The organism is Rhodococcus sp. MSC1_016 (assembly GCF_023667485.2).
GTDB lineage: Bacteria > Actinomycetota > Actinomycetes > Mycobacteriales > Mycobacteriaceae > Rhodococcus_F > Rhodococcus_F oxybenzonivorans.
Window position 1 is genome coordinate 1,302,524 of sequence record NZ_JAMOZI020000001.1, and the last position, 26,920, is coordinate 1,329,443.

Annotated in this window: 27 protein-coding genes; 12 read left to right on the forward strand and 15 right to left on the reverse strand. The window is 66.0% G+C overall.

Annotated elements, in window-relative coordinates; all coding sequences use genetic code 11:
* Positions 1-11: 11 nt before the first annotated feature.
* Positions 12-1,376, forward strand: coding sequence for an FAD-binding oxidoreductase (locus tag L1080_RS05960; protein WP_250769110.1), 1,365 nt, complete (start codon positions 12-14; stop codon positions 1,374-1,376).
* Positions 1,377-1,470: 94 nt separating this feature from the next.
* On the opposite strand, the gene L1080_RS05965 is transcribed toward L1080_RS05960, so the two are convergent.
* From L1080_RS05965 to sdhC, 4 genes are read right to left on the reverse strand one after another with little or no spacing between them, the layout of a single operon-like run.
* Positions 1,471-2,250 carry a succinate dehydrogenase iron-sulfur subunit gene (locus L1080_RS05965; protein ID WP_109331418.1) on the reverse strand — a complete coding sequence of 260 codons (780 nt, stop codon included), beginning with the start codon at positions 2,248-2,250 and terminating at the stop codon, positions 1,471-1,473.
* Entirely contained in the window at positions 2,250-4,001 is a 1,752-nt protein-coding gene (gene sdhA, locus L1080_RS05970; RefSeq protein ID WP_159925761.1) for a succinate dehydrogenase flavoprotein subunit, read from the reverse strand. The genes L1080_RS05965 and sdhA overlap by 1 nt, the downstream gene beginning before the upstream one ends.
* 15 nt (positions 4,002-4,016) lie before the next feature.
* Positions 4,017-4,460 (reverse strand): succinate dehydrogenase hydrophobic membrane anchor subunit, encoded by a 444-nt coding sequence (locus L1080_RS05975; RefSeq protein WP_005239887.1) that lies wholly within the window; start codon positions 4,458-4,460, stop codon positions 4,017-4,019.
* 1 nt (position 4,461) lies between these two features.
* Complete coding sequence (sdhC, locus tag L1080_RS05980; RefSeq protein WP_109335215.1) at positions 4,462-4,866, reverse strand: succinate dehydrogenase, cytochrome b556 subunit; 405 nt, start codon at positions 4,864-4,866, stop codon at positions 4,462-4,464.
* A gap of 253 nt (positions 4,867-5,119) precedes the next feature.
* On the opposite strand from sdhC, the gene L1080_RS05985 reads away from it, so the two are divergent.
* From L1080_RS05985 to L1080_RS05995, 3 genes are read left to right on the forward strand one after another with little or no spacing between them, the layout of a single operon-like run.
* Complete coding sequence (locus tag L1080_RS05985; RefSeq protein WP_159925763.1) at positions 5,120-5,524, forward strand: cytidine deaminase; 405 nt, start codon at positions 5,120-5,122, stop codon at positions 5,522-5,524.
* Positions 5,517-6,812, forward strand: coding sequence for a thymidine phosphorylase (locus L1080_RS05990; RefSeq protein WP_159925765.1), 1,296 nt, complete (start codon positions 5,517-5,519; stop codon positions 6,810-6,812). The genes L1080_RS05985 and L1080_RS05990 overlap by 8 nt, the downstream gene beginning before the upstream one ends.
* A 9-nt stretch (positions 6,813-6,821) precedes the next feature.
* Positions 6,822-7,907 carry an adenosine deaminase gene (locus L1080_RS05995; protein WP_159925767.1) on the forward strand — a complete coding sequence of 362 codons (1,086 nt, stop codon included), beginning with the start codon at positions 6,822-6,824 and terminating at the stop codon, positions 7,905-7,907.
* A gap of 12 nt (positions 7,908-7,919) precedes the next feature.
* Here the strand turns inward: L1080_RS05995 and L1080_RS06000 are convergent, their stop codons facing one another.
* The 5 genes from L1080_RS06000 to L1080_RS06020 are packed head-to-tail and all read right to left on the reverse strand — an operon-like array spanning position 7,920 to position 11,393.
* Complete coding sequence (locus L1080_RS06000; protein WP_250769113.1) at positions 7,920-9,161, reverse strand: primosomal protein; 1,242 nt, start codon at positions 9,159-9,161, stop codon at positions 7,920-7,922.
* Positions 9,162-9,209: 48 nt separating this feature from the next.
* Positions 9,210-9,515, reverse strand: a complete 306-nt coding sequence (locus L1080_RS06005) for a YbaB/EbfC family nucleoid-associated protein (RefSeq protein ID WP_250769117.1) — start codon at positions 9,513-9,515, stop codon at positions 9,210-9,212.
* The gene (locus L1080_RS06010) at positions 9,512-9,856 is read right to left on the reverse strand and encodes a hypothetical protein (protein ID WP_250769236.1); all 345 of its coding nucleotides are present in this window, start codon (positions 9,854-9,856) and stop codon (positions 9,512-9,514) included. Before L1080_RS06010 ends, L1080_RS06005 begins: the two co-directional genes overlap by 4 nt.
* A gap of 8 nt (positions 9,857-9,864) precedes the next feature.
* On the reverse strand, positions 9,865-11,067 hold the full coding sequence (locus L1080_RS06015; protein WP_250769120.1) for a C40 family peptidase: 1,203 nt from the start codon (positions 11,065-11,067) through the stop codon (positions 9,865-9,867).
* 2 nt (positions 11,068-11,069) lie between these two features.
* Entirely contained in the window at positions 11,070-11,393 is a 324-nt protein-coding gene (locus L1080_RS06020) for a type VII secretion target (RefSeq protein WP_250769124.1), read from the reverse strand.
* 190 nt (positions 11,394-11,583) lie between these two features.
* Here L1080_RS06020 and upp point away from each other — a divergent pair, with 190 nt between their 5' ends.
* Positions 11,584-12,207 carry a uracil phosphoribosyltransferase gene (gene upp / locus L1080_RS06025; protein WP_159925777.1) on the forward strand — a complete coding sequence of 208 codons (624 nt, stop codon included), beginning with the start codon at positions 11,584-11,586 and terminating at the stop codon, positions 12,205-12,207.
* Between the two features lies 1 nt (position 12,208).
* On the opposite strand, the gene L1080_RS06030 is transcribed toward upp, so the two are convergent.
* Both L1080_RS06030 and L1080_RS06035 read right to left on the reverse strand, forming a co-directional pair.
* Positions 12,209-13,798: a phospho-sugar mutase gene (locus L1080_RS06030; RefSeq protein WP_250769127.1), complete on the reverse strand. Its 1,590-nt coding sequence runs from the start codon at positions 13,796-13,798 to the stop codon at positions 12,209-12,211.
* Entirely contained in the window at positions 13,795-14,577 is a 783-nt protein-coding gene (locus tag L1080_RS06035) for a purine-nucleoside phosphorylase (protein WP_250769130.1), read from the reverse strand. The genes L1080_RS06030 and L1080_RS06035 overlap by 4 nt, the downstream gene beginning before the upstream one ends.
* A gap of 20 nt (positions 14,578-14,597) precedes the next feature.
* On the opposite strand from L1080_RS06035, the gene L1080_RS06040 reads away from it, so the two are divergent.
* Genes L1080_RS06040 through L1080_RS06050 form a run of 3 tightly spaced genes read left to right on the forward strand, consistent with a single transcriptional unit; the run spans position 14,598 to position 17,617 of the window.
* Entirely contained in the window at positions 14,598-15,296 is a 699-nt protein-coding gene (locus tag L1080_RS06040) for an enoyl-CoA hydratase/isomerase family protein (protein WP_250769133.1), read from the forward strand.
* A gap of 24 nt (positions 15,297-15,320) precedes the next feature.
* Positions 15,321-16,469 (forward strand): M20 family metallopeptidase, encoded by a 1,149-nt coding sequence (locus tag L1080_RS06045; protein ID WP_159927556.1) that lies wholly within the window; start codon positions 15,321-15,323, stop codon positions 16,467-16,469.
* Entirely contained in the window at positions 16,466-17,617 is a 1,152-nt protein-coding gene (locus L1080_RS06050; protein WP_159925785.1) for a M20 family metallopeptidase, read from the forward strand. The genes L1080_RS06045 and L1080_RS06050 overlap by 4 nt, the downstream gene beginning before the upstream one ends.
* 15 nt (positions 17,618-17,632) lie before the next feature.
* Here the strand turns inward: L1080_RS06050 and L1080_RS06055 are convergent, their stop codons facing one another.
* The gene (locus L1080_RS06055; protein ID WP_109335211.1) at positions 17,633-18,094 is read right to left on the reverse strand and encodes a gamma-glutamylcyclotransferase; all 462 of its coding nucleotides are present in this window, start codon (positions 18,092-18,094) and stop codon (positions 17,633-17,635) included.
* 181 nt (positions 18,095-18,275) lie between these two features.
* Between L1080_RS06055 and L1080_RS06060 the strand changes: the two genes are divergently transcribed.
* The 3 genes from L1080_RS06060 to L1080_RS06070 all read left to right on the forward strand — a co-directional run bounded on the left by L1080_RS06060 (position 18,276) and on the right by L1080_RS06070 (position 22,085).
* A complete protein-coding gene (locus tag L1080_RS06060) occupies positions 18,276-19,172 on the forward strand; it encodes an SDR family oxidoreductase (RefSeq protein ID WP_159925787.1) in 897 nt (298 codons plus the stop codon).
* Between the two features lie 157 nt (positions 19,173-19,329).
* Positions 19,330-20,733 (forward strand): NAD(P)H-quinone dehydrogenase, encoded by a 1,404-nt coding sequence (locus L1080_RS06065; RefSeq protein WP_159925789.1) that lies wholly within the window; start codon positions 19,330-19,332, stop codon positions 20,731-20,733.
* 167 nt (positions 20,734-20,900) lie between these two features.
* The gene (locus tag L1080_RS06070) at positions 20,901-22,085 is read left to right on the forward strand and encodes an aminotransferase-like domain-containing protein (protein WP_250769136.1); all 1,185 of its coding nucleotides are present in this window, start codon (positions 20,901-20,903) and stop codon (positions 22,083-22,085) included.
* Here the strand turns inward: L1080_RS06070 and glpK are convergent.
* Positions 22,070-23,563 carry a glycerol kinase GlpK gene (gene glpK, locus L1080_RS06075; protein ID WP_250769140.1) on the reverse strand — a complete coding sequence of 498 codons (1,494 nt, stop codon included), beginning with the start codon at positions 23,561-23,563 and terminating at the stop codon, positions 22,070-22,072. The two genes, L1080_RS06070 and glpK, sit on opposite strands and share 16 nt — an antisense overlap.
* 50 nt (positions 23,564-23,613) lie before the next feature.
* Here glpK and glpD point away from each other — a divergent pair, with 50 nt between their 5' ends.
* The gene (gene glpD, locus L1080_RS06080) at positions 23,614-25,356 is read left to right on the forward strand and encodes a glycerol-3-phosphate dehydrogenase (RefSeq protein ID WP_159925795.1); all 1,743 of its coding nucleotides are present in this window, start codon (positions 23,614-23,616) and stop codon (positions 25,354-25,356) included.
* Here the strand turns inward: glpD and L1080_RS06085 are convergent.
* Positions 25,334-25,870 (reverse strand): hypothetical protein, encoded by a 537-nt coding sequence (locus L1080_RS06085; protein ID WP_159925797.1) that lies wholly within the window; start codon positions 25,868-25,870, stop codon positions 25,334-25,336. The genes glpD and L1080_RS06085 overlap by 23 nt on opposite strands.
* 41 nt (positions 25,871-25,911) lie before the next feature.
* Entirely contained in the window at positions 25,912-26,856 is a 945-nt protein-coding gene (locus tag L1080_RS06090) for an oxygenase MpaB family protein (protein ID WP_159927558.1), read from the reverse strand.
* Between the last annotated feature and the right edge of the window lie 64 nt (positions 26,857-26,920).

Sequence of the window (26,920 nt, forward strand, 5' to 3'; positions counted from 1 at the left end):
GAAGTGAACCGATGACTCTCACCACGGCAAATCTGACGGGCGAGGTCGTGCGTGCGGGTGACGACGGCTACGAAGCGGCGCGGGTCGGCTGGAACCGTGTGTATTCGCACTATCCCGAGGCGATCGTGTTCTGCTGCAGCACCCAGGACGTGATCAACGCGGTCCGATGGGCACGAACGGAAGGCATTGCCCTGCGGGTGCGCAGCGGACGCCACAGTCTCGAAGGCTGGTCTTCGCTCGACGGGGGCCTGGTCATCGACGTCAGTCGGATGAAGAGCGTCGTCATCGACGACACCGCGCGCACGGCGACGGTCGGGACGGGGCTGACACAGCAGGAGACGGTCGCGGCGCTGGGACAACGCGGATTCGTTGTTCCGACCGGCTCGGAGGGTGGGGTCGGTCTGGGCGGTGTGGTCCTCGGCGGTGGCTTCGGGTTACTGACCCGCAGCTTGGGCATGGCTTGCGACAATCTCCTCGCCGCCGACATCGTGGTGGCCGACGGCTCCCGTTCGGCGACGGTCGTCCAGGCCACCGAGCACGACAACCCGGACCTGCTGTGGGCGTGCCGCGGCGGCGGTGGAGGCAACTTCGGAATTGCGACCTCGTACACGTTGAAGCTGCACGAGCTCTCGACCGCCACTTACCTGGTCGCGAGGTGGACCGGCCATGACCACCTGGGCGAACTGCTGCGCACATGGCAGCGCGAGGCGCCGATCGCCGACGAGCGGCTGACCAGTGCGCTGGAAGTGGATTCCACGGCGGTCGAGCTGTCTGCCCTGCTGCACGGTGGCTCACGGGCAGGGCTCGAGGACGAGCTACGTTCGCTACTCGCGATCGGCACGCCCGACGTCACCGTGACGGAGGGCGCCTGGCCGACCATCTACGGCGACGTCGACAGAGGTCCGGACGACGTTCCGTTCTGGAAGTTCCACTCCCAGTTCGTCAGTCGTCCATTCCCCGACGAGGCAATCGATCTGATCGTCCGCTATATGGGCAACACGCCCAGTCCGCCGAGCAACTTCTTCTGCTCGAGCTTCGGCGGAGCCGTACGGCACGCGCCACCCGGTGGATCGGCGTTCCCGCACCGCGACGCGTTGTTCTACTGCGAGCCGGGCGCGGCCTGGAACGACCCCGCCCTGAACTCCACGGCACTGAGTTGGGCGGCCGACTTCTGGCGCGCACTGCGCCCCTACGGCGACGGCGCCTACGTCAACGTACCCAACGCTGCCGCATCGGACTGGGAGCGTGAGTACTACGGCTCGCACTGCGAGCGGCTACGTCAGGTGAAGACCGCCTACGATCCGGACAACGTCTTCAATTTCGAGCAGAGCGTGCCCGTGTCACCGGCTGGACCGAGGTTGTCGACGGCGAGGTGATTCCCGCATGCTGCTCGACGCAGACGAGCGCCTGCGGTAACCGTGTCCGGTTACCGCAGGCGCTCGGGAACTGCTGGTGTGCTGGGAAATTCGCTCAGCGCGCGAACAGCAATGCGCGCTTGACTTCCTGGATCGCTTTCGTGACCTGGATGCCACGCGGGCATGCGTCGGTGCAGTTGAAGGTGGTCCGGCAGCGCCAGACACCGTCCTTGTCGTTCAGGATGTCGAGGCGCTCCGAGGCGCCCTCGTCACGGCTGTCGAAGATGAAGCGGTGCGCGTTGACGATGGCAGCGGGACCGAAGTAGCTGCCGTCGCTCCAGTACACGGGGCACGACGTCGTACAGCAGGCGCACAGGATGCACTTGGTGGTGTCGTCGAAACGTGCGCGATCGTGCTGCGACTGGATGCGCTCGCGGGTGGGCTCGTTGCCGGTGGTGATGAGGAACGGCTTCACGGCGCGGAATGCGTCGAAGAAGGGTTCCATGTCGACGACGAGGTCCTTCTCCACCGGCAGACCCCTGATGGGCTCGACGGTGATCGTGACCGGCTTGCCGTCCTTGGGCAGCATGTCCTTCATGAGGAGCTTGCAGGCCAGACGGTTCACGCCGTTGATCCGCATCGCGTCCGAGCCGCACACGCCGTGGGCGCAGCTGCGCCGGAACGTGAGGGTGCCGTCGAGGTAGCCCTTCACGTAGAGGAGCAGGTTCAGCATGCGGTCGGTGGGCAGCGCCGGCACCTGGAAGCTGTCCCAGTGCTGACCCTCGCCCGACTCCGGGTTCATCCGCGCGATCTTGAGGGTGACCATGACGGCGCCCTCGGGGATGGCAGGGAGATCCGACTTGTCTTCGCTCTTGTCGACTGCAGGTGCGCTCATCAGTACTTACGCTCCATCGGCTCGTAACGGGTCTGGACTACCGGCTTGTAGTCGAGACGGATGTCGGAGAGCAGGCCGTCGCCCTCCTTGTATGCCATCGTGTGCTTCATGTACTCGGCGTCGTTGCGGTCGGGGAAGTCTTCGCGAGCGTGGCCGCCGCGGGATTCCTTGCGGTTGAGCGCACCGACGACGGTGACCTCTGCCATTTCGAGCAGGAAGCCGAGCTCGACGGCCTCGAGCAGGTCGCTGTTGTAGCGCTTGCCCTTGTCCTGCACCGTGATGTGGTTGTAGCGCTCCTTGAGGGCGCGTACGTCCTTGAGGGCCTGAGTGAGGCGCTCTTCGGTCCGGAACACCGACGCGTTGTTGTCCATGGACTGCTGCAGTTCGCTGCGGATGTCCGCGACACGCTCGTGGCCGTGATCGGAGAGGATGAGTTCCATCCAGTCCTCGACCATCTTCTGCGGGGCGTCGGGGAGCGGCACGAACTCGGTGGTGTTCGCGTGCTCCGCGGCGGCGATGCCGGCGCGGCGTCCGAAGACGTTGATGTCGAGCAGCGAGTTGGTGCCGAGGCGGTTGGCGCCGTGCACGGAGACGCAGGCGCATTCACCGGCGGCGTACAGGCCGGCGACGATGTCCTCGTTGTTGCGCAGGACCTCACCGTTGATCTTGGTGGGGATACCGCCCATGACGTAGTGGCACGTCGGGTACACCGGCACCGGTTCCTTGACCGGGTCGACACCGAGGTAGGTGCGGGAGAACTCCATGATGTCCGGGAGCTTCTCGTCGAGAACTTCCTCGGGAATGTGGGTCACGTCGATGTAGACGTAATCCTTGTTCGGTCCGGCGCCGCGGCCCTCGAGTACCTCGAGCACCATCGAGCGGGCGACGATGTCACGCGGGGCGAGGTCCTTGATGGTGGGGGCGTACCGCTCCATGAAGCGCTCACCGTCCGCATTACGGAGGATGCCGCCTTCACCACGCACCGCCTCGGAGATGAGGATGCCGAGCCCGGCCAGGCCTGTGGGATGGAACTGGTGGAACTCCATGTCCTCCAGCGGCAGGCCCTTGCGGAAGATGATGCCCATGCCGTCACCGGTGAGGGTGTGGGCGTTGGACGTCGTCTTGTACATGCGTCCCGAGCCGCCCGTGGCGAACACGATCGACTTCGCGTGGAATACGTGGATCTCGCCGGTTGCCAGCTCGTAGGCGATGACGCCGGTGGCAACCGGGCCGTTCTCCGTCTCGGTGATGGCGATGTCGAGCGCGTAGAACTCGTTGAAGAACTCGACGTCGTGCTTGACGCAGTTCTGGTAGAGCGTCTGCAGGATCATGTGGCCGGTGCGGTCGGCGGCGTAACACGCACGGCGCACGGGGGCCTTACCGTGATCGCGGGTGTGGCCACCGAAACGACGCTGGTCGATCTTGCCCTCGGGAGTGCGGTTGAACGGCAGACCCATCTTCTCGAGGTCGAGCACCGCGTCGATGGCTTCCTTCGCCATGATCTCGACGGCGTCCTGGTCGGCGAGGTAGTCGCCGCCCTTGACGGTGTCGAAGGTGTGCCACTCCCAGTTGTCTTCCTCGACGTTCGCCAGTGCCGCGCACATGCCGCCCTGGGCAGCGCCCGTGTGGCTGCGGGTGGGGTAGAGCTTGGTCAGTACCGCGGTGCGGGCGCGCGGCCCGGCCTCGATCGCTGCGCGCATGCCGGCGCCGCCGGCACCGACGATGACCACGTCATAACGGTGTTCCTGCATGAAGTCTGTGCTCCCCTAGCTCGCCGAGATATTGGGGTCGAAGGTGAAGATGACGTACGTGCCCAGGCCCATGATCAGGATCATCGAGAGAACGAGGATCGTGGTCAGCCAGAAGCGCGTGGAGTCCTTGCGGGAGTAGTCCGCAATGACGGTCCGGAGTCCGTTGCCGCCGTGCAGCTGGGCAAGCCAGAGCATGGTGAGGTCCCAGAACTGCCAGAACGGGCTGGACCAGCGGCCTGCGACGAACGCGAAGTTGATGCGGTGCACACCGTCGTCGAGCATCAGCATGATGAACAGGTGGCCGAGGACGAGGAAGATCAGCGCGAGACCGGAGAACCGCATGAACAGCCAGGCGTACAGCTCGAAGTTGTTCTTCGACGTCCGGCGTGGTGAGCGCGGGTTGTCCAGGCTGGCGGGACGGTCGTAGGTCTTGCCGAGACTCTTGGCTTCTGTCGTCATGTCAGTGCCCCGCAAACATGTTGTAGAAGATGCGGCCGGCGCCCGGGATCATCACCAGGAACCAGATCGCGAGAATGACCCAGAGCATGAGGCGCTGGTATTGCGGCCCCTTGGACCAGAAGTCCACCAGCATCACCCGGACACCGTTCAGTGCGTGGTACAGCACCGCGGCGACGAGCGCGAGTTCCATGAGCCCGACGATCGGGTTCTTGTAGGTCTCGATGACACTGTCGTACGTGTCGGGATTCACGCGCACCAGCGCGGTATCCAGCACGTGGACGAAAAGGAAGAAGAACGTCATTACGCCTGTGATCCGGTGCAAAACCCAGGACCACATTCCGGGGTCGCCCCGGTAAAGCGACCGTGTGCGCTCCTTGGCCGGAGCGGCTTCAGTCGTGCTACTCATCGAGTGCTGTGCCTCCAACGTCATTGGTGGACGCGTCGAGCCTGCGTAGCTTTTCGGGGGTACCTCAGCTGGACCCGACGAGATCCTGAACCGACTTCTCTGAACTGTAAACCCAACAGAATCTCGGGAACTAACTCGACTCCGGATTCGTACAGCCTGCGGAAACGAAGTTAGGTTTGCCTCCCCAAATCGAAATGACGGCTTCGGGGGGATTCTCTGCATCCATTCAGTGGGCATGATTGGATGGTCAACCATGAGCGAGATCGATTGGAATCTGTTGCGCGCCAACGCGCAACGGGTGATGAGTAGGGCCTATGCGCCCTACTCGGGATTTGCCGTGGGTGCGGCTGCACTGGTGGACGATGGGCGAATTGTCGTCGGATGCAATGTGGAAAATGTCTCATACGGGTTAGGGCTCTGCGCCGAGTGTGTACTGGTCGGTAACTTATTTGCGGGCGGGGGAGGCAGGCTTTTGGCCTTCACCTGCTGTGACGCGGCCGGGGAGATACTGATGCCGTGCGGACGTTGTCGTCAGCTACTCCTCGAGCACGGAGGCCCTCGATTGCTCGTCGATCACCGAGCCGGAATCCGGCCGTTGGACCAGTTGCTGCCGGACGCCTTCGGTCCGGACGAGACCGAAAGGATCCGCCGTGCATGATGCTGCCTCGATCATCGCCGCCAAACGAGACGGCCGGGAGCTGACCGGTGCAGAGATCGACTGGGTCGTGGAGGCATTCACCCACGGAGTCGTCGCCGACGAGCAGATGTCGGCGCTGGCGATGGCGATCTACTTCCGTGGCATGACCCGCGAGGAGGTGAGCCGATGGACCACCGCGATGATCTCCTCGGGTCGCCGGCTCGACTTCACGCACCTGGGACGCCCCACGGTGGACAAGCACTCGACGGGGGGAGTGGGCGACAAGATCACCCTGCCGTTGTCGCCGCTTGTCGCCGCGTGCGGGGCCGCCGTACCGCAGCTGTCCGGCCGCGGCCTCGGCCACACCGGGGGGACACTCGACAAGCTGGAGGCGATCCCCGGCTGGCGCGCCGACCTCGACACCTCCGAGATGGCCGAAATCCTGTCCGACCCGGCTATCGGGGCCGTGGTGTGCGCGGCCGGCGCCGACCTCGCCCCCGCCGACCGGCGGCTGTATGCGCTCCGCGACGTGACCGGGACCGTCGAATCGATTCCTCTGATCGCCAGCTCGATCATGAGCAAGAAGATCGCGGAAGGCACCGAAGCGCTGGTGCTCGATGTGAAGGTGGGGTCGGGCGCGTTCATGAAGAAGCTCGACGATGCGCGCGAGCTCGCGCAGACGATGGTGGATCTGGGGAACGACGCCGGGGTGCGGACACTGGCGTTGCTCACGGCGATGGACGCACCCCTCGGGCTCACCGCCGGCAACGCCCTCGAGGTGCGGGAGGCGGTGGAGGTGCTGGCGGGCGGCGGCCCCGCCGACGTGGTCGAGCTCACCCTCGAGCTGGCCCGAGAGATGCTGAAAGCAGCGGGAATCGACGGAGTCGACCCCGCGGACAAGCTCCGGGACGGATCCGCCATGGACCGCTGGCGGGCGATGATCGGGGCGCAGGGCGGCGACCCCGACGCCCCGCTTCCGAAGGCCCGCCACACCGAGGTGATTCTCTCGGAGACCGAGGGTGTGGTGTGTGGTCTCGACGCCATGGCGGTCGGTCTCGCTGCGTGGCGGCTGGGCGCGGGTCGAGCGCGCCAAGGTGAGGCGGTGCAGGCGGCGGCAGGCATCGAGATGCACGCGAAACCCGGGCAGACCGTCACGGTCGGCACTCCGCTCGCCACGCTGCACACGGACACGCCGGAGCGGTTCAGGGCGGCGAAGGTGTCGCTCGCCAATGCATGGACCATCGTCGCCGACGCGCCGAGCGTGACGGCTCCGCTCGTCATCGAGCGAATCGAGGAGCCCTCAGGCTAACGTCGACGCATGACCGCACTGGATCTGTCGGCCCTGCGCCGAGCGCCGAAGGTGTTGCTGCACGACCATCTCGACGGAGGTCTCCGGCCCGAGACAGTTCTCGAACTGGCCCGCGACTGCGGGTACGACGGATTGCCCGCCGATACCGCGCCGGCACTCGCCACCTGGTTCCGCGAGGCTGCGGACAGCGGGTCGCTCGAGCGTTACCTGGAGACGTTCGCTCATACGGTTGCGGTGATGCAGACACCGACCGGGCTCGAGCGGGTGGCCCGGGAATGCGCGGAGGATCTGGCGGACGACGGCGTGGTGTACGCCGAGGTCCGCTTCGCTCCCGAGCAGCACCTCGAGGAGGGGCTGACGCTCGATCAGGTGGTGGAGCAGGTACTGCTCGGCTTCCGGGCGGGGGAGTCGGCCGCGGAGACGCGCGGTCAGCGAGTGCGCGTGGGAGTCCTGCTCACCGCGATGCGGCACGCGGCGCGAAGCCGGGAAATCGCAGAACTCGCAGTGCGGTTCCGCGACCGCGGTGTGGTCGGTTTCGATATCGCCGGAGCCGAGGCCGGTAACCCGCCGAGCCGTCACCTCGACGCCTTCGAATTCATGCGCAACAACAATGCACACTTCACCATCCATGCCGGCGAGGCATTCGGCCTGCCGTCGATCCACGAGGCCATCGCCTTCTGCGGCACGGACAGGCTGGGGCACGGGGTTCGCATCACCGACGACATCACGATCGGCGACGACGGTGTCCCCGTTCTGGGATCGCTCGCGAACTATGTGCGCGACAAGCGGATTCCGTTGGAGCTGTGTCCGAGTTCGAACGTTCAGACCGGGGCGGTCGATGCCCTCGAGAATCATCCGTTCGGCCTGCTCGCACAGTTGCGGTTCCGGGTGACGGTCAACACCGACAACCGGTTGATGAGCGATACCACGATGAGCCGCGAGATGCTTCGACTGGTCGAAACGTTCGGTTACGGCTGGACGGACCTCGAGCGCTACACGATCAATGCCATGAAGTCGGCGTTCATCCCGTTCGATCAGCGACTCCAGCTGATCGACGAAGTGATCAAGCCGGGATTCGCCGTCCTCGTGGGCTGAGCGTTTTCGTGCCTAGACCGCGCGCAGGCGAGCCTCGAATTCGCGCTCGAGGGTGCGCCATGCGTCGGCCTCGGCGTCGTACGGCGCGCTGGGCGCCAGGCGGGTCGGGTCGGGGTCGAGAATGAACGACACGTACCAGCCGAGCGGGTTGGACGTGGCGAGCGCGGTTTCCACAGAGTCGTCGTCGGCGAAGTCCGCTGCATCGGTGAACAATTCGACGGCGAGGTCGAGTTGGTCCGCGTCCACGGCTTTCGGTCCGGCGGCCAGGTCGTCGGCCAAACCGGGAAGGACGTACACGTTCTCGTCCGTGACCTCCACCTCGAGTGAGCCGTCCACGGCCGCCACCTGGATCTCTTCGTAGGTGCTGACCTGGGCAAGGGCGTGATCGTGGTTGTCGGCAAGGTAACGCGAGAGGGCGCGCTCCGAGGTGAACACGAAGATCATGCCTTCACTTCCCAGGAAGAGAGCGTCATCGTCGAGATAGCACCGAAGGGTGAAGTACGTGCCGCCCGAGGTGATGATCTTGATGGGATCGACGCCCACCGAACCCCAGAACGAGTCGTCCTCGTCGTCGTCTTCTTCTTCCAGATCGAGGGGAACGAACTCCTCCTCTTCTTCGGCCTCCGCGGCGTCGTCCACGTCCACGGTGTTCTCGTCGGCGGCCAGCAACTCTGCTTCCGCAACGGCCACCGCATCGGCGTCGACGTCGGGGGTGGACACGATGCCGTCGATGGCGTCGAGGACGTCGTCCCAGCCTTTCGCTATGGCCGTTCCGATCTGGCTCCAGAGCTCTTCGCCTTCGCGACCCTCGAATGCACTCACACCTGCGGGGAGCGCGCCGAGGATCGGATTGGCGCTGAAGAATTTGACGACGGCGTCGAGCTCGCAGACTTCGCCGATGTTGCGCACCATGTTGAGCGTGTCTTCGAGTTCGCTGACGACGATGGCGTCGGGGTCGCTCGCAGCGAGTTCCGGCACCCCGATCAGATCGAAACAGAAGTTCTCGTCCGGTTCGAGTTCGGCGGCGGACAGCCCGGATACGACGCTCCACGCAGGATGCTCGACGAGATCGTTGTCGGTATTCGTGCGGATGAACGCAGCCAACTCCGCCACCGATTCGAACCCGTACAGGTCTTCCTCGTGACCCAGGAATGCTTCCCACTCGTCGTCGCCCTCACGCCACCGTGGGGCCCACAGTGTGACGAGGTCGCCGTCGGTGAGACCTAGTTCGATCGGGACGATGTCTCCAGCCATGGCGGGAAGCCTATCGACCCGGCGGCCAAAGATATACCCGGCCCATGGCTAGACCTTCCCGAACTCGTCGTGCAACGTCGTCATGACCTGGCTGCGCTGTTCGGCGGCCAGGCTCGCGGCCTCCTGGGTGGTGCCGGTAATCAGCGTGGCCAGGGCCACGGGGTCGAGGCCGGCGATGGAATCGTTCATCCACAGGCCGGTCAGGGTTCCGTTGCCGTCCACCTCGGCGGTGACGTGATCGGACTCACTCGAGGCGCGGGCCTTGATCGACCGCAGTCCCTCGAGTGCTTCCTCGAGGAGCGCGACCTGTTCGGTGGCACGGCCGACGATGGTGTCCATTTCGTGTTCGCTCACAGTGGTCGCATCCAGCTCGTCGGGGCGGGTTCTTCCTCGTCCGCGGCGGCCTGGGCCGCTGCCACGTCGGCGCGGGTGGGCAGACCGAGCTTGTCGAGCACGTCGGCAGGCATTCCGTCACGGGCCAGTTCGTCGCGGCGCCGTGCGCCGGCTTCCATGGCGGAACGACGGCACAGCGTCAGAATCTCGTCGGCGAGGCGCTGGCCGCCGTAGCGCAGTTCTCGTGGATCGATGCGAAGTTCGAGGGGGAGACCGTGCTCGGTGGTGCGCACCGACACGGTGCCCGATCGATTGCTCACTGCTGCCGTGACTCCGGCCGGGGGTGGGGTGGGAGGAAACATGATTCCTGTCATTCGGTAGGTCGATAGAAGCCGTAGAAGCCCATGCCGCTGTTACTGGTTCGGATGGGACCCACCTGCACTGGGTCACCGGCCTCCACGAGTTGGCCGTTGCCGATCACCATTGCCACGTGTCCGTCCCACACGGCCAGATCGCCCGGCATCAAGTCGCCCGGGTCGACCGCGGTACCCACGTTCTGCTCCTGTGCAAGACGCGGAATCCCTACTCCGGCTTCGCCATACGCCCATTGCGTCAGACCGCTGCAGTCGAGGCCCTCGCCGGGAGCGGTGCCACCCCAGACATACGGGACACCCTGTTGTGACAGCGCATTGCGGACGGCGTCGGCGGCTTCCTTGTTGGGTGCCAGGGCAGTGCTGCCGTCCGGGAGAACAACCTCGACGCCCTCACCGCTGTGCGTGGCGTCGGAAGTGGCGGCGCCGCGGCCGGTAACTCCGGAATTGCCCATGAGGGAATCCGATCGGCTCCCGCTCGCGCCCCGGCCACCCGAAGAGGCGATGTTCGACACCGGACTCATCAATCCGGACATCGACGGCGCGCTCGACGAACTCGCGAATCCGGACGCCGCGCGACTCATCGGGTCGGCGCCCGCGGGGGACACCGGCGTTGCGGACGCGGGCACGGTGCTGGCGGCGGACGTGCTCGCGGTGGACGTGCTCGCGGGCGCGGTTGCGGCGGGCGCGGTCGGTGTGTCCTCGGCAGGGGTGAGCTCCACCATTCGCGCGGTCTGCTCACTCAGTTGGGTCCGTACCGCGGCGACGACGGTGGTCGCTCTCCCGAGATGGTCGATCGCGGCAGCGATGATCATGGCTTGTCCCGGAGGGGTGGCGAGCGCCGGTCCGGCCGCGATCGCGAGGGAGAGGAACGACTGCAGGATCTCCTGCAATTGCGCCATTCCTGCCCGCACGATCTCGGACGCCTCGGCCACGACGGCAGCCATGTCGTTGCCGCGATCGGCGACGGCGACCGTGGATCGTTGCGCCTCTTCGGTCTTCACGATCGCGCCCGTACCGCCTCGGCCTTCCCAGTCTCCGTAGACGGCGCTGATCCCGGTTCGCCCGGTGTCGTGCACGGCGTCGATGGCGACCGAGGATGTACGGAGAGCGTCAGCCGGACCGCCCGCGGGGAGGACACCGCTGCCGAAGGCGCCGAGGAGATCGAGCATTGGGCGGGCGAGCAGATCGATGGGGATCATGATCAGGCCCCCAGCCCGACAGCATCGGCGGCGAGCGCAGCCGTCGTGGCCATGTCGGTGCTGTCGTAGTTGGCGGCGTTGGCCAGCGCGGTCGTGCTGATCCCGCCGAGAACACCCGCTAGCTTCTCGATCGACGCCAGGTGCGCGGCGTGCGCCGTGGCGAAGGCGGCGACGAAGTCTGCGCCGATCACGCCGAACACCGGTCCCAGCAGCAGCGGGCCCGCCGCTGCAGCGGCCAGCCCGGCCGCCTGCATCTCCGCCCCCATGGTCGCGGCCGTGGCCGCGAACGTGGCGATACTCGCGGTATCCGCCCTCAAGTCGTTCATCGTCAATCCCCCCAGTCGGATTTGATACCGGTCACCTTATTGGACGCCGTCGACATCGATACGGTTCCACCCCCCATTGACACCCGAGACGTGCTGCACGGGTAATCCGAATACCCATGTCGACGGACCCGTGTGGCCCGGCGAAGTCGATCCCGAGGGAATCCCCGCTTGATCCCCTTATTCTTCGAGCATGAACACGCACGTGGTCGACCATCCGCTCGCAGCGGTCCTCCTGACAACCATGCGCGACGCGCGCAGCGACAATGCCATCTTCCGCGGCGCGTTGAGAAGGCTCACGCACATGTTGGTGTACGAGGCGATGCGTGAGGCTCCCGTCGCAACGTTCGACGTGGTAACTCCGGTCGCGGTCGCGGACGGGGTGCGGCTCGCACAGCCACCTCTCCTGGTTCCCGTGCTGCGTGCCGGACTGGGCATGGTCGAGCAGGCCAGTTCCTTGATCCCACAGGCCCGGGTCGGTTTCGTGGGGATGGCCCGCGACGAGGAGACGCACCGGCCGGTTCCGTACCTGGAGTCGCTGCCGGAGGACCTCTCCGGGATGCCGGTCTTCGTTCTCGACCCCATGCTGGCGACGGGTGGGTCGATGATTTACACCATCGATCTACTTGTTGCCCGTGGGGCCACCGACGTCACCGCAGTCTGTGTCGTGGCGGCGCCCGAAGGTGTTGCGGCGCTGCAAGAGTCGGGACATCCGGTCAGGCTCGTCACCGCTGCCGTCGACGAGGGGCTGAACGAGGACGCCTTCATCGTGCCAGGCCTGGGGGACGCCGGTGACCGTCAGTTCGGCCCCCGCTGACTCAGAGAGCGTGGGCGAAGTGGCGTAGAACGGTCAGCCGCTCGCGTGCCGTGGCGCGGGCAGCGCCGAGCCCCTCCCGGTCCGGTGCCCCGACCACGACCTCCAGGTAGCACTTGAGCTTCGGTTCCGTTCCGGAGGGCCGGACCACCACCCGGACGGAGGAACCGGTGAGGACGACGGCGTCGGTGCGGGATGGGCCGCGCAGCTCCGCCAGGTCGGTTGCCCGCACCGGCTCGCCGGCCAACTCCGTCGGCATGTTCGCCCGCAGGCGCTGCATCATGGCCCCGATCTCGCTGATGTCTGCGACTCGACGGGACACCTGGTCGCCGGCGTGCAGACCGAATTCGAGCGCGTAATCGTCCAGGCGGTCCAGCAGGGTCGAGCCCTCGCTGCGCAGGGTAGCGGCGAGGTCGGCGGCGACGACGGCGGCGGAGATTCCGTCCTTGTCGCGCACCACCTCCGGGTCGACGCAATGGCCGATCGCTTCCTCGTAGGCGTACACGAGCCCGTGCCCTGCGCGGACGAGCCATTTGAAACCAGTGAGCGTCCGCGCACTTCGCGCACCGCGCGCCGACGCCAGCTTCTCGAGCAGGTCCGAGGACACGATCGTCGTGGCGACGAGCGGGTCGGGCGGTGCGCACGCGAGGACGTGGTCGGCGAGCAGGACCCCGGTCTCGTCGCCACGCAACATGCGCCAGCCGTCCGGTCCCGGCACACCCACGGCGAGACGATCCGCATCGGGATCGAGGGCGAGTGCGAGGTCGGCGTCGACCCGATCGGCGAGTGCGAGAAGCTCGTCCGACGCTCCGGGTTCCTCCGGATTCGGGAACTCGACAGTCGGGAAGTCGGGGTCAGGGTGGAATTGGGAAGCGACGGTGTGGATATCGGTGAACCCGGCAGCCCCTAGGGCCGCCACCGCTGTCTCGCCGCCGACGCCGTGCATCGCGGTGAGTGCGATGCGCACCGTGCGCGACGTTCCCCTCGGAAGGGAGGCGACCCGCGCAAGATACGACTGCACGAGTTCGTCGGACGCCGGGATCACCGGGCTGCGCGGGACGAGGTGTGCCGGCCCCACCGCGGCAATGGCGGCCTCGATCTCCCGGTCCGACGGCGAGATCAACTGTGCGCCGCCGTCGAGGTACACCTTGTAGCCGTTGTCGGATGCCGGGTTGTGCGACGCGGTGATCTGCACTCCGGCCGCCGCGCGGAGCCGGCGTACCGCGAACGCGACGATCGGCGTGGGGAGCGGACGCGGCAGCAAGACAACGGAGAAACCGGCACCGGCCAGTACCTCCGCCGCGGCCAGGGCGAACTTCTCGGACCCGTGCCGCGCATCACGGCCGACCACGACGGTGGAACCGCCCAGGCACCGGTCCTTCAACCAGGCGCTGAGGCCGGCAGTGGTGCGGACCACCACCGCGACGTTCATGCCGTTGGGCCCCGCCCGGACCGGCCCGCGCAGGCCGGCGGTGCCGAAGCTCAGCGGCGCGGAGAAGCGGTCAGCGAGTTCGTCGGCGGACAGCGAGGCGAGTTCGGCGCGCGACTGTGGCTCGGGGTCCTCGGCGATCCACCGGGTGACGACGTCGCTCACAGGCGCTCCACCAGTTTGCGCAGAAGCCCGCCCATGCGGTCAGCGGACGCGCGGCCCGCGGCGAGCACGTCTTCGTGATCGAGGTGTTCACCGGTAATCCCGGCAGCAAAATTGGTGACCAGTGAGATTCCGAGGACCCGGGCACCGAGGGCACGCGCCGCGATCGTCTCGTGCACGGTGGACATACCGACCAAATCGGCGCCGAGCGTGCGCAGCATCCGAATTTCGGCCGGGGTCTCGTAATGCGGTCCGGGCAGCCCGGCATAGACCCCTTCGGCAAGGCTCGGGTCGATGTCGCGGGCGAGTGCCCGCAATTCGGGGTCGTAGGCGTCGACGAGATCGACGAACTCCGCGCCGACGAGGGGCGAACGTCCGGTGAGATTGAGGTGGTCGCTGACGAGGACGGGCTGCCCGACCGCGTACTCGCTCCGGATTCCGCCGGCGGCGTTGGTGAGGATGACGGTGCGCGCGCCCGCGGCGACGGCAGTCCGCACGGGATGCACGACGGAGTCCAGCGGATGACCTTCGTAGGCGTGCGTACGTCCGAGGAGAAGAAGTACCCGCCGCCCGCCCACGTCGACGGATCGGATCGTCCCTGCGTGCCCGAGCGCCGACGGCGGCGTGAAGCCTGGTAGTTCGGCCATCGGCACGGTGGCGAACGGTTCCCCGAACCGGTCGGCGGCGGCGTTCCACCCCGATCCGAGGACGACGGCAATCGGGTGTTCGGCACAGTCGGTGTACTCGGCGAGCGCGGCAGCCGCGGCGTCTGGCGTTCCCATGAGGCGATAGTCTTCCACTCATGCCTTATGTCGATCGCGACGGTGACGTATTCATCCTGTACCTCGGGAACGAGGGGGAGGTGGACAACGAGAACCGCTTCTCCCCGGACTGGATCGATGCCACCCACGCCACGCTCGACGAGATCGAGTCGCACGAAGGTCCCGCCGCGCTGGTCACGACCGCAACGGGCAAGTTCTTCACCAATGGACTGGACACCACCTGGATTTTCTCCAACGCCGACAAGCTCCCGGAGTACCTCGACCGCGTCCACACTCTCTACACCCGGCTGCTGACTTTTCCGATGGCCACGGTCGCGGCCGTCCAGGGGCACGCATTCGGCGCGGGCGCCATGCTCGCGACATCCCACGATTTCCGGGTGATGCGCGCCGACCGCGGGTTCTACTGCCTGCCGGAAGTGACGCTGAACATGCCGTTCACCGTGGGTATGTCGGCGCTGCTCACCACCCGCTTGCCGAAACAGACCGCCGTGGAGGCCATGACGACGGGCCGTCGCTATGGCGGCGCAGATGCGCTCGCCACGGGCATCGTGGAGGAGGTTGCGGACGGGAATTCCGTGCTCACGGCGGCCGTGACCCGGGCATCCGCGCTCACCGCGACACGCGGTGACAATCTGGCCGGCATCAAGCGCGGAATCCATCAGGAAGCCCTCACCGCCCTCGCCACGGTGACGGACAAGAGCAACTTCAGCTTCGGGTGAGAGAATGAGCACGTGAATGCGGATATGGAGGCGGCGGTCCGGTCCATCGAGACCGATCTGGTTGCGCTGTCCCATTCGATCCACGCGGAACCGGAACTGGCGTTCGAGGAGTTTCGGAGTGTCGCAAAGGTCACCGAGCTGCTGAAACGGAGCGGTTTCGAGGTGCGGCAGGGAGTGGCGGGCCTGCCGACCGCGTTCGACGCGACCTTCGGCAGCGGTGATCTGGTGCTCGGCATCTGCGCCGAATACGACGCGCTTCCCGAGATCGGCCACGCCTGCGGGCACAACATCATCGCGGCATCGGCGGTCGGTGCCGGAGTTGCCCTCGCGACGGTCGCCGAGCGCCTGGGCATCACGGTGCGAGTGATCGGGACTCCTGCCGAGGAAAGTGGTGGCGGAAAGATCACCATGCTCGAGCAGGGCATCTTCGACGGTGTGGCAGCCGCCCTGATGGTGCACCCTGGGCCGGTCGACATCACGGGTGCCACATCGCTGGCGCTCGCGGACATCGCGATCACCTTCACCGGGCGGGAGGCGCACGCGTCGGCCGCGCCCGAGTTCGGCCGCAATGCGGCAGATGCCGCGACTGTGGCGCAGGTCGGTATCGGCCTGCTGCGCCAGCATCTTTCGCCGGGCCAGCAGATTCACGGGATCGTGTCGGACGGTGGCACCGCACCCAATATCGTGCCGGCGCGGGCCGAGATGCTGTATTACCTGCGCGCCGAGACGGCGTGGGCGCTGTCCGAACTGACCGCGCGTGCGGAGGCGTGTTTCGCTGCAGGCGCACTCGCAACCGGATGTACCCATGAGATCCGCACGGTGTCCCCGACGTACACGGAACTCACCCCCGACCCGTGGCTCGTCGCGACCTACCGGGAAGAGATTCTCGATATGGGACGGACACCGGTGCCACTCGAGTGGGAAGGCACACGTCCGCTGGGCAGTACCGACATGGGGAACGTCACGAACGTCCTACCCGGAATCCATCCGATCATCGGACTGGACTCGGGCGGTGCTGTCACGCATCAGCCCGGCTTCGCGGCGGCATGTATCACCGAGTCGGCGGATCGCGCCGTGGTAGACGGGGCAATTGCGTTGGCTCGTACGGCAGTTCGCGCTGCAACGGACGACACACAGCGGGTGCGGCTGTTGGAAGGAGTTGATCGCCGGTGAATGCGGCCGTCGACAAATGGATCAGTGCTCACACCGATGACCTCTCGCATTGGCGTCGGCACATCCATGCCAACCCGGAGTTGGCGCGGCACGAGTACGCCACGACGGAGTTCGTGGCGACCCGGCTTGCTGCCGCGGGTCTTTCACCGGAACTGCTCCCGGGAGGTACCGGACTCACCTGTGATCTCGGCCCGGACACCGGACCCCGGATCGCGTTGCGCGCCGACATGGACGCGCTTCCGCTGCAAGAACTCACCGGGGCGACGTACTCGTCGACAGTGCCGGGTGTCTCCCACGCGTGTGGCCACGACGCCCACACCACGATCCTGCTCGGGACAGGCCTGGCCCTCAGCGAGATTCCGGAACTACCGGTCGGTGTCCGCCTGATATTCCAGCCCGCCGAAGAGGTGATGCCCGGCGGCGCACTGGAGGTGGTCGCGGCAGGACGACTCGAAGGCGTCTCCCGCATCTTCGCGCTGCACTGCGATCCCCGTCTCGCGGCCGGGCGCGTCGGAATTCGGCTCGGCGCCATCACCTCTGCTGCCGACACGATCGAGGTTGTGCTCGACTCACCCGGCGGTCACACGTCGCGGCCGCACCTCACCACCGATCTGGTCTTCGCGCTCGGCACCGTGGTCACCGGCCTGCCGGGCATGCTGAGCCGGCGAATCGATCCACGTACAGGCACCGTCATGGTGTGGGGAGCGGTCAGCGCGGGCCGGGCCCCCAACGCCATTCCGCAGACCGGCATGATGACCGGCACGGTGCGGACCGGTGACCACGAGACGTGGGAAATGCTCGAGCCGCTCGTTCGCGACATCGTGCACGGACTGCTGGCGCCCACGGGAGTGCGATACCAACTCAACTACCGCAGGGGCGTGCCGCCCGTCGTCAACGACGAGGTGTCGACCCGAATGTTCGAGAATGCTATCCGCACCGTGGGTGCGGACGCCCTCGCCGACACCCCGCAGTCCGGTGGTGGCGAGGACTTTTCCTGGTATCTCGAGGAAGTTCCGGGTGCCATGGCCAGGCTGGGCGTGTGGTCGGGCGTCGGTGAACAGCTCGACATCCATCAACCCACATTCGATCTGGACGAGCGGGCGCTCGGTGTCGGCGTGCGGGTGTTGTCCAGCCTCGTGCTGGGCTGACTGCTCCGAGACGCCCTATTCGGTGCCCGGGCCGACGTTGCGGCTGTTGCGGGTACGCAGGTCGCGCACGTAGTCGGCGGGTGCCCCGGCGATTTCGGCGGCATCGGCCATGACACCGAGGTACCGCGCAGACGGGAGCCCACCCTCGTAGGCGTCGAGCACATACAGCCAGGCCAGCACCGGTTCTCCGTCGGTGTCGACCCGTACCCGGATCTTGCGGTGAATCCCGAGTTCGGAGCCCTCCCAGCGGTCGAGGCTCACCTCGTCCTCCTCCGGTACGTCGTACAGCACCACGAAGACCTTGGAATCGGGGTCTTCGACCACCGTGGCGAGCGCGCCTTCCCAGCCGATGTCACCGCCGCTGAATGTGAGCCGCCAACCGTGCAACCAGCCCGTTCCCGCCATCGGCGAGTGAGGGCAGCGCTGCAGCATCTGCTCCGGATGCATGTTGGACCCATAGGCGGCGTAGTAACTCACGCAGGTCAGACTACATACCGGGTTGCTCAGGGATGCAAAGGCGTAGGCATGAACCGTGAGGAGTTGCACGACCGCGCGGGAGACGCGCGAGGCGCAGCTCACCTGTCGTTCACTCGATTTCGATCCGTGAAACTGGGTACATCGGAGGGGACCTGGTCGGCGTAGCGAAAGGGTGAGAGCAATGACAGATCAGTACACGAAACAGGATCCCACCACCGCGTACCCGATGCCGGACCGCGAAGGGCAGGGCGAGATCGAACATCCGGGGCTCACCTCGGACATGGTGTCGGCACCCGACCACGGTGAGAAGACCTACCGGGGGAGCGGGCGGCTGGAAGGGCGGAAGGCTCTCATCACCGGAGGTGATTCTGGTATCGGGCGAGCGGTCGCAATTGCGTTCGCGCGCGAGGGTGCCGACGTGCTGATCAGCTACCTCGAAGCGGAAGAGCCGGACGCCCGGGACACGGTTCGGCTCATCGAGGACGCCGGCCGTAAGGCGGTGCCGGTGCCCGGTGACATCAGGTCGGAGGATCACTGCCGAGCGCTCGTCGATACTGCCGTGTCCGAACTCGGTGGGCTGGACATCTTGGTGAACAACGCTGCCTATCAAATGGTGCGGATGGGCGGAATCGCCGAGATCAGTACGGAACAGTTCGACCGTGTTCTGAAGACCAACCTCTACGCGATGTTCTGGTTGTGCAAGGCTGCGGTCGCGGTGATGGAGCCGGGATCGACCATCATCAACACGTCCTCGATCCAGGGCGCGAACCCATCCCCGGAGTTGCTGGATTACGCCACCACCAAGGCCGGCATCATCGATTTCACCAAGGGGCTCGCCGCCGATGTCGCGAAGAAGGGCATTCGGGTCAACGCCGTTGCCCCGGGGCCGATTTGGACGCCGTTGATTCCGGCGACCATGCCGACCGAGAAGTTCGAGTCGTTCGGAGGCGACGTGCCGTTGGGCCGCCCGGGGCAACCGGCGGAGCTGGCGCCCGCGTACGTCTTCCTGGCTTCCCAGGAATCGAGCTACATCACCGGTGAGATCATCGGCGTCACCGGCGGCACTCCATTGACCTGACCGCTCGATCCCGCGCCGAGTCGCCGCCCGCGGTCTACGCGGCGACGGCCCCGATCTGCGACTAGTAATCTGTTCCCTGGCAGTGCACGACACGACGCGCTGTGATGCTCGAGTTGCAGACCGGAGACCCTGGTCGGCACGTCTATTTGGAGGACAGATGACCCGAATCGTGATCATTGGTGGCGGGCCTGCCGGATACGAGGCAGCGTTGGTGGCCGCTCAGCACGGCGCCGCCGTCTCCTTGATCGATTCGGACGGGGTGGGCGGGGCGTGCGTTCTGTACGACTGTGTGCCCTCCAAGACATTCATCGCCTCGACGGGTGTGCGCACGGACATGCGACGCGCCACCGATCTGGGTATCGCTCTCGATCCGGCGCAGGCCACCATTGCCCTGCCTCAGATCCACGCCCGGGTGAAGAGTCTCGCTCAGGCTCAGTCCGCCGACATCCGAACCAGGCTCCAGACGGTTGGTGTCGAGCTGCTCTCGGGTACTGCGGAGCTCACCGACCCGCGCCTCGGCATGGCATCACATCAGGTCCGCGCCACCCTCGCGAACGGCGAGCAGAAGACGCTCGATGCCGACGTCGTCCTCATCGCCACCGGTGCCAGTCCTCGGGTGATCGCCGGGGCCGAGCCGGACGGTGAGCGCATCCTCACCTGGCGTGACCTCTACGACCTCGACGAACTGCCCACCCACCTCGTCGTCGTCGGTTCCGGTGTGACCGGCGCGGAGTTCGTGTCCGCCTACACCGAAATGGGTGTCAAGGTAACGCTGGTGTCGAGCCGAGACCGGGTGCTCCCCGGTGAGGACGCCGACGCCGCACTCGTACTCGAGGACGTTCTGGCCGAACGTGGTGTCACCCTCGTCAAGCACGCGCGGGCCGACGCGGTCAAGCGCACCGAAGACGGTGTGGTCGTCGTGCTCGCCGACGGACGAACCGTGGAGGGCAGTCACGCCTTGATGACGGTCGGCTCGGTTCCCAACACCGAGAACCTCGGACTCGAGAAGGTCGGCATCGAACTGGACAAGGGCGGATATCTGCGAGTCGACCGAGTGTCGCGGACGCCGGTCTCGGGCGTCTACGCTGCGGGTGACTGCACTGGGTTGCTGCCGTTGGCCTCGGTTGCCGCCATGCAGGGTCGCATCGCGATGTACCACGCTCTGGGCGAGGGCGTGAGTCCCATCAAGCTGAAGACGGTGGCCTCGGCGGTGTTCACCCGGCCCGAAATCGCCACGGTAGGCGTCAGTCAGGCCGCGATCGACAACGGCGAAGTGCCGGCCCGCACCGTCATGCTCCCGCTCAACACCAATCCGCGGGCAAAAATGTCCGGCCTGCGGCGCGGCTTCGTGAAGATCTTCTGCCGACCTGCCACCGGTGTGGTGATCGGTGGCGTCGTGGTGGCGCCCAACGGGTCGGAGCTGATCCTGCCCATCGCGATCGCCGTCCAGAACAACCTGACCGTCAACGACTTGGCAGCGACGTTCTCGGTCTACCCGTCGCTCACCGGCTCGATCACCGAGGCCGCCCGCCAGCTGATGCGCCACGACGACCTTGACTGATCCCGATATCTGGGAAATGCATTTCACATACTGACAGCAGTGGTGGGATAGTCGAGGCACGGTCCACAATCATCGGCCGTGCCTCGGCGCTCTACCGCCCCGCAGACCCAGGACGGACAGGGTGTTCTTCTCCTGACCTCTGTCTCGATGTGCCCCTGGGAGTCGATATGCCGCACACATTTTCCCGCCGGATGGACGGCTTGCGCAGTTCCGCCATCCGTGACCTCCTCACCCTTACCGCCCGCCCGGACGTCGTCAGCCTGGCCGGCGGTCTCCCTGACCCCGAATTCATTCCGCGAGAACGGATTCGGAAGGAAGCGGAGTGTGCGCTCGCCGATCCTGCCTCGGTCCAGTACGGTGAAACCACGGGCCTGCGCCGATTGCGTGACGTGCTCGCTGCCCGTGAGGGCCGCCGGATCGGACGGCCGTTGGACCCGGGCCAGGTGGTCGTCACCCACGGATCGCAGCAGGCGTTGAGCCTCCTCGCTCAGGTTCTACTCGACCCGGCCGATATCGTGGTTGTCGAAGAGCCCGCGTATACCGGTGCGCTGCAGGTATTTCGGGCGGCTCAGGCGGACGTCCGCGCGGTGCCGCTCGATCGCGACGGCATGGACACGACCGCACTGCAGGAACTACTCGAAGCGGGCGTGCGCCCCACTGTCGTCCACACGGTGAGTAACTTCCACAATCCGCGTGGCGTCGTTCTCGCCGCCGATCGGCGGGAGCACTTGGCGGCGCTAGCCGACCGGTACGGTTTCTGGGTCATCGAGGACGACCCGTACGGCGAGTTGTTCTTCGACGCTACGCCGCCCCCTCCGGTCGCTACATTCTCGGACCGGGTGATCCGCCTGTCCAGTGCCTCGAAGATTCTGGCTCCGGCGTTGCGGGTCGGCTGGTTGCACGGTGATCGCGCTGTGTGCGAGGCGGTGGAACTTCTCAAACAGGGCGCGGATCTGTGCGGCTCCTCGCTCACTCACCAGATCACGGCGGCGATGCTGTCGGACGAGGCGTGGCTGGCACTTCACCTCGACACGCTCCGTACCCGCTACGGTGCCCGGGCCCGAGCCTTGACCGCCGCGATGACGACCACTTTCGGTAATGCTGCGACGCTGTCCGACGTGCAGGGCGGGATGTTCTGCTGGGTCGAGTTCACCGACGACACCATCGACACTGCGGATCTGCTGCCGACGGCGGTCGAGCACGGGGTGGCGTTCGTCCCCGGGTCGGCGTTCGGTGTCGGTGCAGATCTCGGCGCCGCACTACGACTGTGCTTCGCCACCTGCCCGGAGGAAGTTCTGGCAGGTGCCTGCGAGAGACTCGGCAGCGCCTACCTGGCTCACGCCCAGTCGTAGGTGCGCTCGACGGCTTTGTTCCACTCGGCGAACAGCCTGGTGGACTCCGCTTCGTCCATCCCGGGTTCCCACCGCTTGTCCATGGCCCAGTTGTCGCGAATATCCTGTTCACCGGACCAGAAGCCGACGGCCAGTCCCGCGGCGTAGGCGGCGCCCAGCGCGGTGGTCTCGCTGACGACGGGGCGGATGACCGGAACTCCCAGGATGTCGGCCTGGAACTGCATCAGTGTTTCGTTGACGACCATGCCGCCGTCCACCTTGAGTGAGGCGAGCTCGACTCCGGAGTCGGCACGCATGGCCTCAATCACTTCCCGGGTCTGATAGGCGGTGGCTTCGAGAGCCGCCCTGGCGAGGTGACCCTTGTTCACGAAACGGGTGAGGCCTGCGATCACACCGCGCGCGTCCGGTCGCCACCGAGGTGCGAACAACCCGGAGAACGCCGGGACGACATAGGCACCTCCGTTGTCGTCGACCGAATTCGCCAGCGGCTCGATGTCTTCGGCCGACGAGATGATCCCCAGGTTGTCCCGCAGCCATTGGATCAGTGAACCGGTGACCGCCACCGACCCCTCGAGCGCGTACACGGCAGGAGCGTTCCCGATCTTGTAGCACAGCGTGGTCAAGAGGCCGTGCTTACTGTGCACGGGGGTGGTCCCCGTGTTGAGGAGTAAGAAGTTCCCCGTCCCGTACGTGTTCTTCGCTTCCCCCTCGGACAGGCAGGCCTGCCCGAATGTCGCGGCCTGCTGATCACCGAGGATCCCTGCGACCGGTACTCCGGGAAGGGTGCCGTGGGGACGGCCCACGCCGTAGATCTCGGAGGAACTGCGTATTTCGGGAAGCATCGACAGTGGGATCTCGAAGTCGGCGCAGATGTCCGGATCCCAGTCGAGCGTCTCCAGATTCATCAGCAACGTACGCGAGGCGTTGGTGACATCCGTCACGTGCGTGCCCTCCGTGATATGCCACAGAATCCAGCTGTCGATGGTGCCGAAACACAGTTCGCCGGCATCTGCTCGCGCACGGGCGCCGTCGACGTTGTCGAGGATCCACCGCACCTTGGGTCCTGCAAAATACGTCGACAGCGGCAGACCCGTACGCTTCTGATAACGCCCGGGCCCCTCGTCGCCGCCGAGCCGGATGCACAGCTCGTCGGTCCGGGTGTCCTGCCAGACGATGGCGTTGTACACCGGTTCTCCGGTGTTCCGGTCCCACACCACCGCAGTCTCGCGCTGATTGGTGATACCGATGGCGGCGATGTCACGTTTGGTGAGATCCGCCTTCGCAAGGGCGGATGCCACCACTTCGCGCGTATTGATCCACAGCTCTTTCGGGTCGTGCTCCACCCAACCGGCACGGGGAAGGATCTGCTGGTGTTCCTTCTGAGCGACGCTGACCACCGCTCCGTCGTGATCGAAGATCATGCAGCGGCTCGAGGTGGTGCCCTGGTCTATCGCAGCGATGTACTGAATCACACGCATGAAGCTACTAGCCTGGGCATCAATCCGTCGTCATCTCACAGGAGCCCGAGTTGAGTAGTTCGCCAGGTGTGCAGTTCCTCGGTCCCGGGCAGCGCGACGCTGCGTGGGAGAAGCTGCAGACCGAACAGTTCGACGTCGTCGTGATCGGCGGCGGTGTCGTCGGAGCCGGTGCGGCCCTCGACGCAGCCACCCGCGGACTCAAGGTCGCCCTGGTCGAGGCGCGGGACTATGCGTCCGGAACGTCGAGCCGCTCGTCGAAGATGTTCCACGGCGGGTTGCGCTATCTCGAACAGCTCGAGTTCGGGCTGGTGCGGGAGGCCCTGCGGGAACGTGAATTGTCGCTGACGACGCTGGCTCCCCATCTCGTGAAGCCGCTCAAGTTCCTGTTTCCCATCACCCATCGAGTATGGGAACGCCCCTACATGGCGGCGGGGATCTTCCTCTACGACCGGATGGGCGGGGCCAAATCGGTGCCTGCGCAGAAACACCTCACCCGGGCAGGTGCCTTGCGGATGGCACCGGGACTCAAGCGGAACTCGCTGACCGGCGGCATCCAGTATTACGACACCGTCGTGGACGACGCGCGCCACACCATGACCGTCGCCCGAACCGCTGCCCACTACGGCGCGGTGGTACGCACGTCCACTCAGGTCGTGGGTTTCCTGCGGGAAGCGGATCGCGTGTCCGGCGTTCGGATCCGTGACTGTGAAGACGGACGAACCGCGGAGGTGCAGGCGCACGTCGTCATCAACGCGACCGGTGTCTGGACGGACGAGATACAGGCGCTTTCCCGACAGCGCGGCCGATTCCGTGTCCGCGCCTCCAAGGGTGTGCACATCGTGGTACCGCGGGATCGCATCGTGAGCGATGCCGCCATCATCCTGCGGACCGAGAAGTCGGTGCTGTTCGTGATTCCGTGGGGCAGCCACTGGATCATCGGAACCACCGACACGGACTGGAATCTCGACCTCGCCCATCCGGCAGCTACCAAAGCCGATATCGATTACATTCTGGGGCACGTCAACAAGGTCCTGGTGACGGCCCTCACGCACGAGGACATCGACGGTGTCTACGCAGGTTTGCGCCCCCTCCTCGCGGGGGAAAGCGACGAGACCTCCAAGCTGTCGCGCGAGCATGCAGTCGCGCGCGTGGCGCCCGGATTGGTCGCGATCGCGGGCGGCAAATACACCACGTACCGGGTGATGGCCGAGGACGCGGTGGATCTGGCTGCCGATGACATTCCAGCCAGGGTCGCGCCCTCGATTACCGAGAAGGTGCCGCTGGCAGGTGCGGACGGCTACTACGCGCTGGTCAACCAGACCGTGCACCTGGGTCAGCTGTACGGACTTCACCCCTACCGCGTCAAGCATCTCCTCGATCGGTACGGTTCGCTGATCGGTGAAGTGCTCGATCTGGCGGAGGGTAAACCCGAACTGCTGCAGCCCATTACCGACGCACCGGCCTACCTTCAGGTCGAGGCCGTCTATGCCGCTGCGGCGGAGGGCGCGCTGCACCTCGACGACATCCTGACCAGAAGGACGCGTATCGGGATCGAATACTCGCATCGTGGTGTGAACTGCGCCGAGCAGGTCGCACAGCTGGTGGCCCCCGTCCTCGGGTGGGACGCCGACATGATCGACCGCGAACTGAAGACCTACCGTGCGCGTGTGGAGGCGGAGGTGCAGTCCCAAGCGCAGCCGGACGACCTCTCCGCGGACGCGTTGCGGGCGGCGGCACCCGAATCTCGCGTCGAATTGCTCGAACCGCCCGTCAGTGTGTCAGAAGTACCTTGACCACCACGATCACTGCGGCAACGAACGCTAGGCCGATCGCCGCCCAGTGCGTCATGTGGGTGACCTCTTCGCGCCGCAGCCGGCTGATCACGTAGCTGATCGAGCCGATGCGGACGATCATCACGATCTCCGCGGTCAGTTGCGCCGTTCGCGGCTCGAGCCAACCCACATAAGCTGTGCCGAGGATCACGGTGGGCACCACCGCGGAGGTCAGGATAGGGAGACCGTCCCGCAATTCCCGAACTCTTTCGGTTCTGGACAGCGATCTGCCGAGCCGGAGTGTCTGGCCCACGGACTCGGCAAAAGCGTGGGCGAGGAACGTGGACAGAGCGGCGCCCACCACGATGGCAATGCCCAGGGTCTCCTGGGATTTGGTAACGGGAATGAGCGCGGCGAGCACAAGAATGTTGCCGTAGATATACGCGCTGATGCGGCTTGCCGCATGGTCGGGCGACAGCGTTTTCTCGCTCATCAGCGGCGGGCGATTCAAGAGCCTCGGAAGGTCCCACTCCATCCTTCGAGCATGTCACGATTTGCCTGTGTTCTCCCTGGGAATCACACCCGCGGGCTGTAGTGCTTCGGGTCGTCGCGACGCCCGAGGGGCGGGAGGTTCCGCGGCGGCGTATGCACCAGCGGGGCGTCCCGGCGGGTGCGCCCCGTCTCACGGTCCCACCCGGCGCGGGCGCGAGGATGGTAACGGTAGCGCCACGGGACGAGGCGGAACAGGGCATTCACCGTCCGGCCTACCAGGGTGTGCAGGCGTTCGTCGCGCGCCGTCCAGCGGTACCCGAGTCGCTCTCGTACCGCTTCGTCGTACATTCCCACCGTCAGCCAGACGAAGCCCTTGGCGACTGGGATGCGCGCGAGGGCCCATACTCGGTCGGGTAGCCATCTCAGAAACGGTGGGACGCCCAGGCCGGACAGATCGAGCACGTCACGGGTGGCTTTGTTGTCTTCGAGGACGTTGCGGCACATGTGGTCCCAGTACTCCTGGAACGCTTCCCAGGTCTCCGGGACCGGACGCATGCTCATTCCGTACAGGCGGTACCACTGGATGTGTTCGGTGAACAGTTGCCGCTTCTGCTCGTCGGTGAGGCCGCCCATGAAATTGTCGCCCGTGAGGATCGTGCCCATGAAGAAGGTGGCGTGCGCCCAATAGAACGTGTCGGGATCGAGCGCGTGATACTTCCGCCCGTGCTTGTCGACGCCCTTGATGGTGTTGTGGTAACCCCGGACCTGCTCGGCCGTGTGCTGGGCGCGTTCACCGTCGAACACCACGCCGCCGATCGGATAGAGCGAGCGATACAAGCGTTCCCACCGCTCGTCGAAGAACTCGGAATGCTCTTCGACTCCAGCGCCGAGGCCCGGATGCATGTTCTGCATCGAGCCGGCCCAGACGCCTTGCAACATTCCGCGCCAGTCGCCGAAGTACCTCCAGGTCAGGGAGTCGGGTCCAAGCGGTGTGGGCGCGGTGTCCTGCACGGACGCGCTGTTCGACATCGATTGACTACGCACGTTGTCAGACTAGGATCTGACAACGTGCGTAGTCAACAGTGGGAACTGG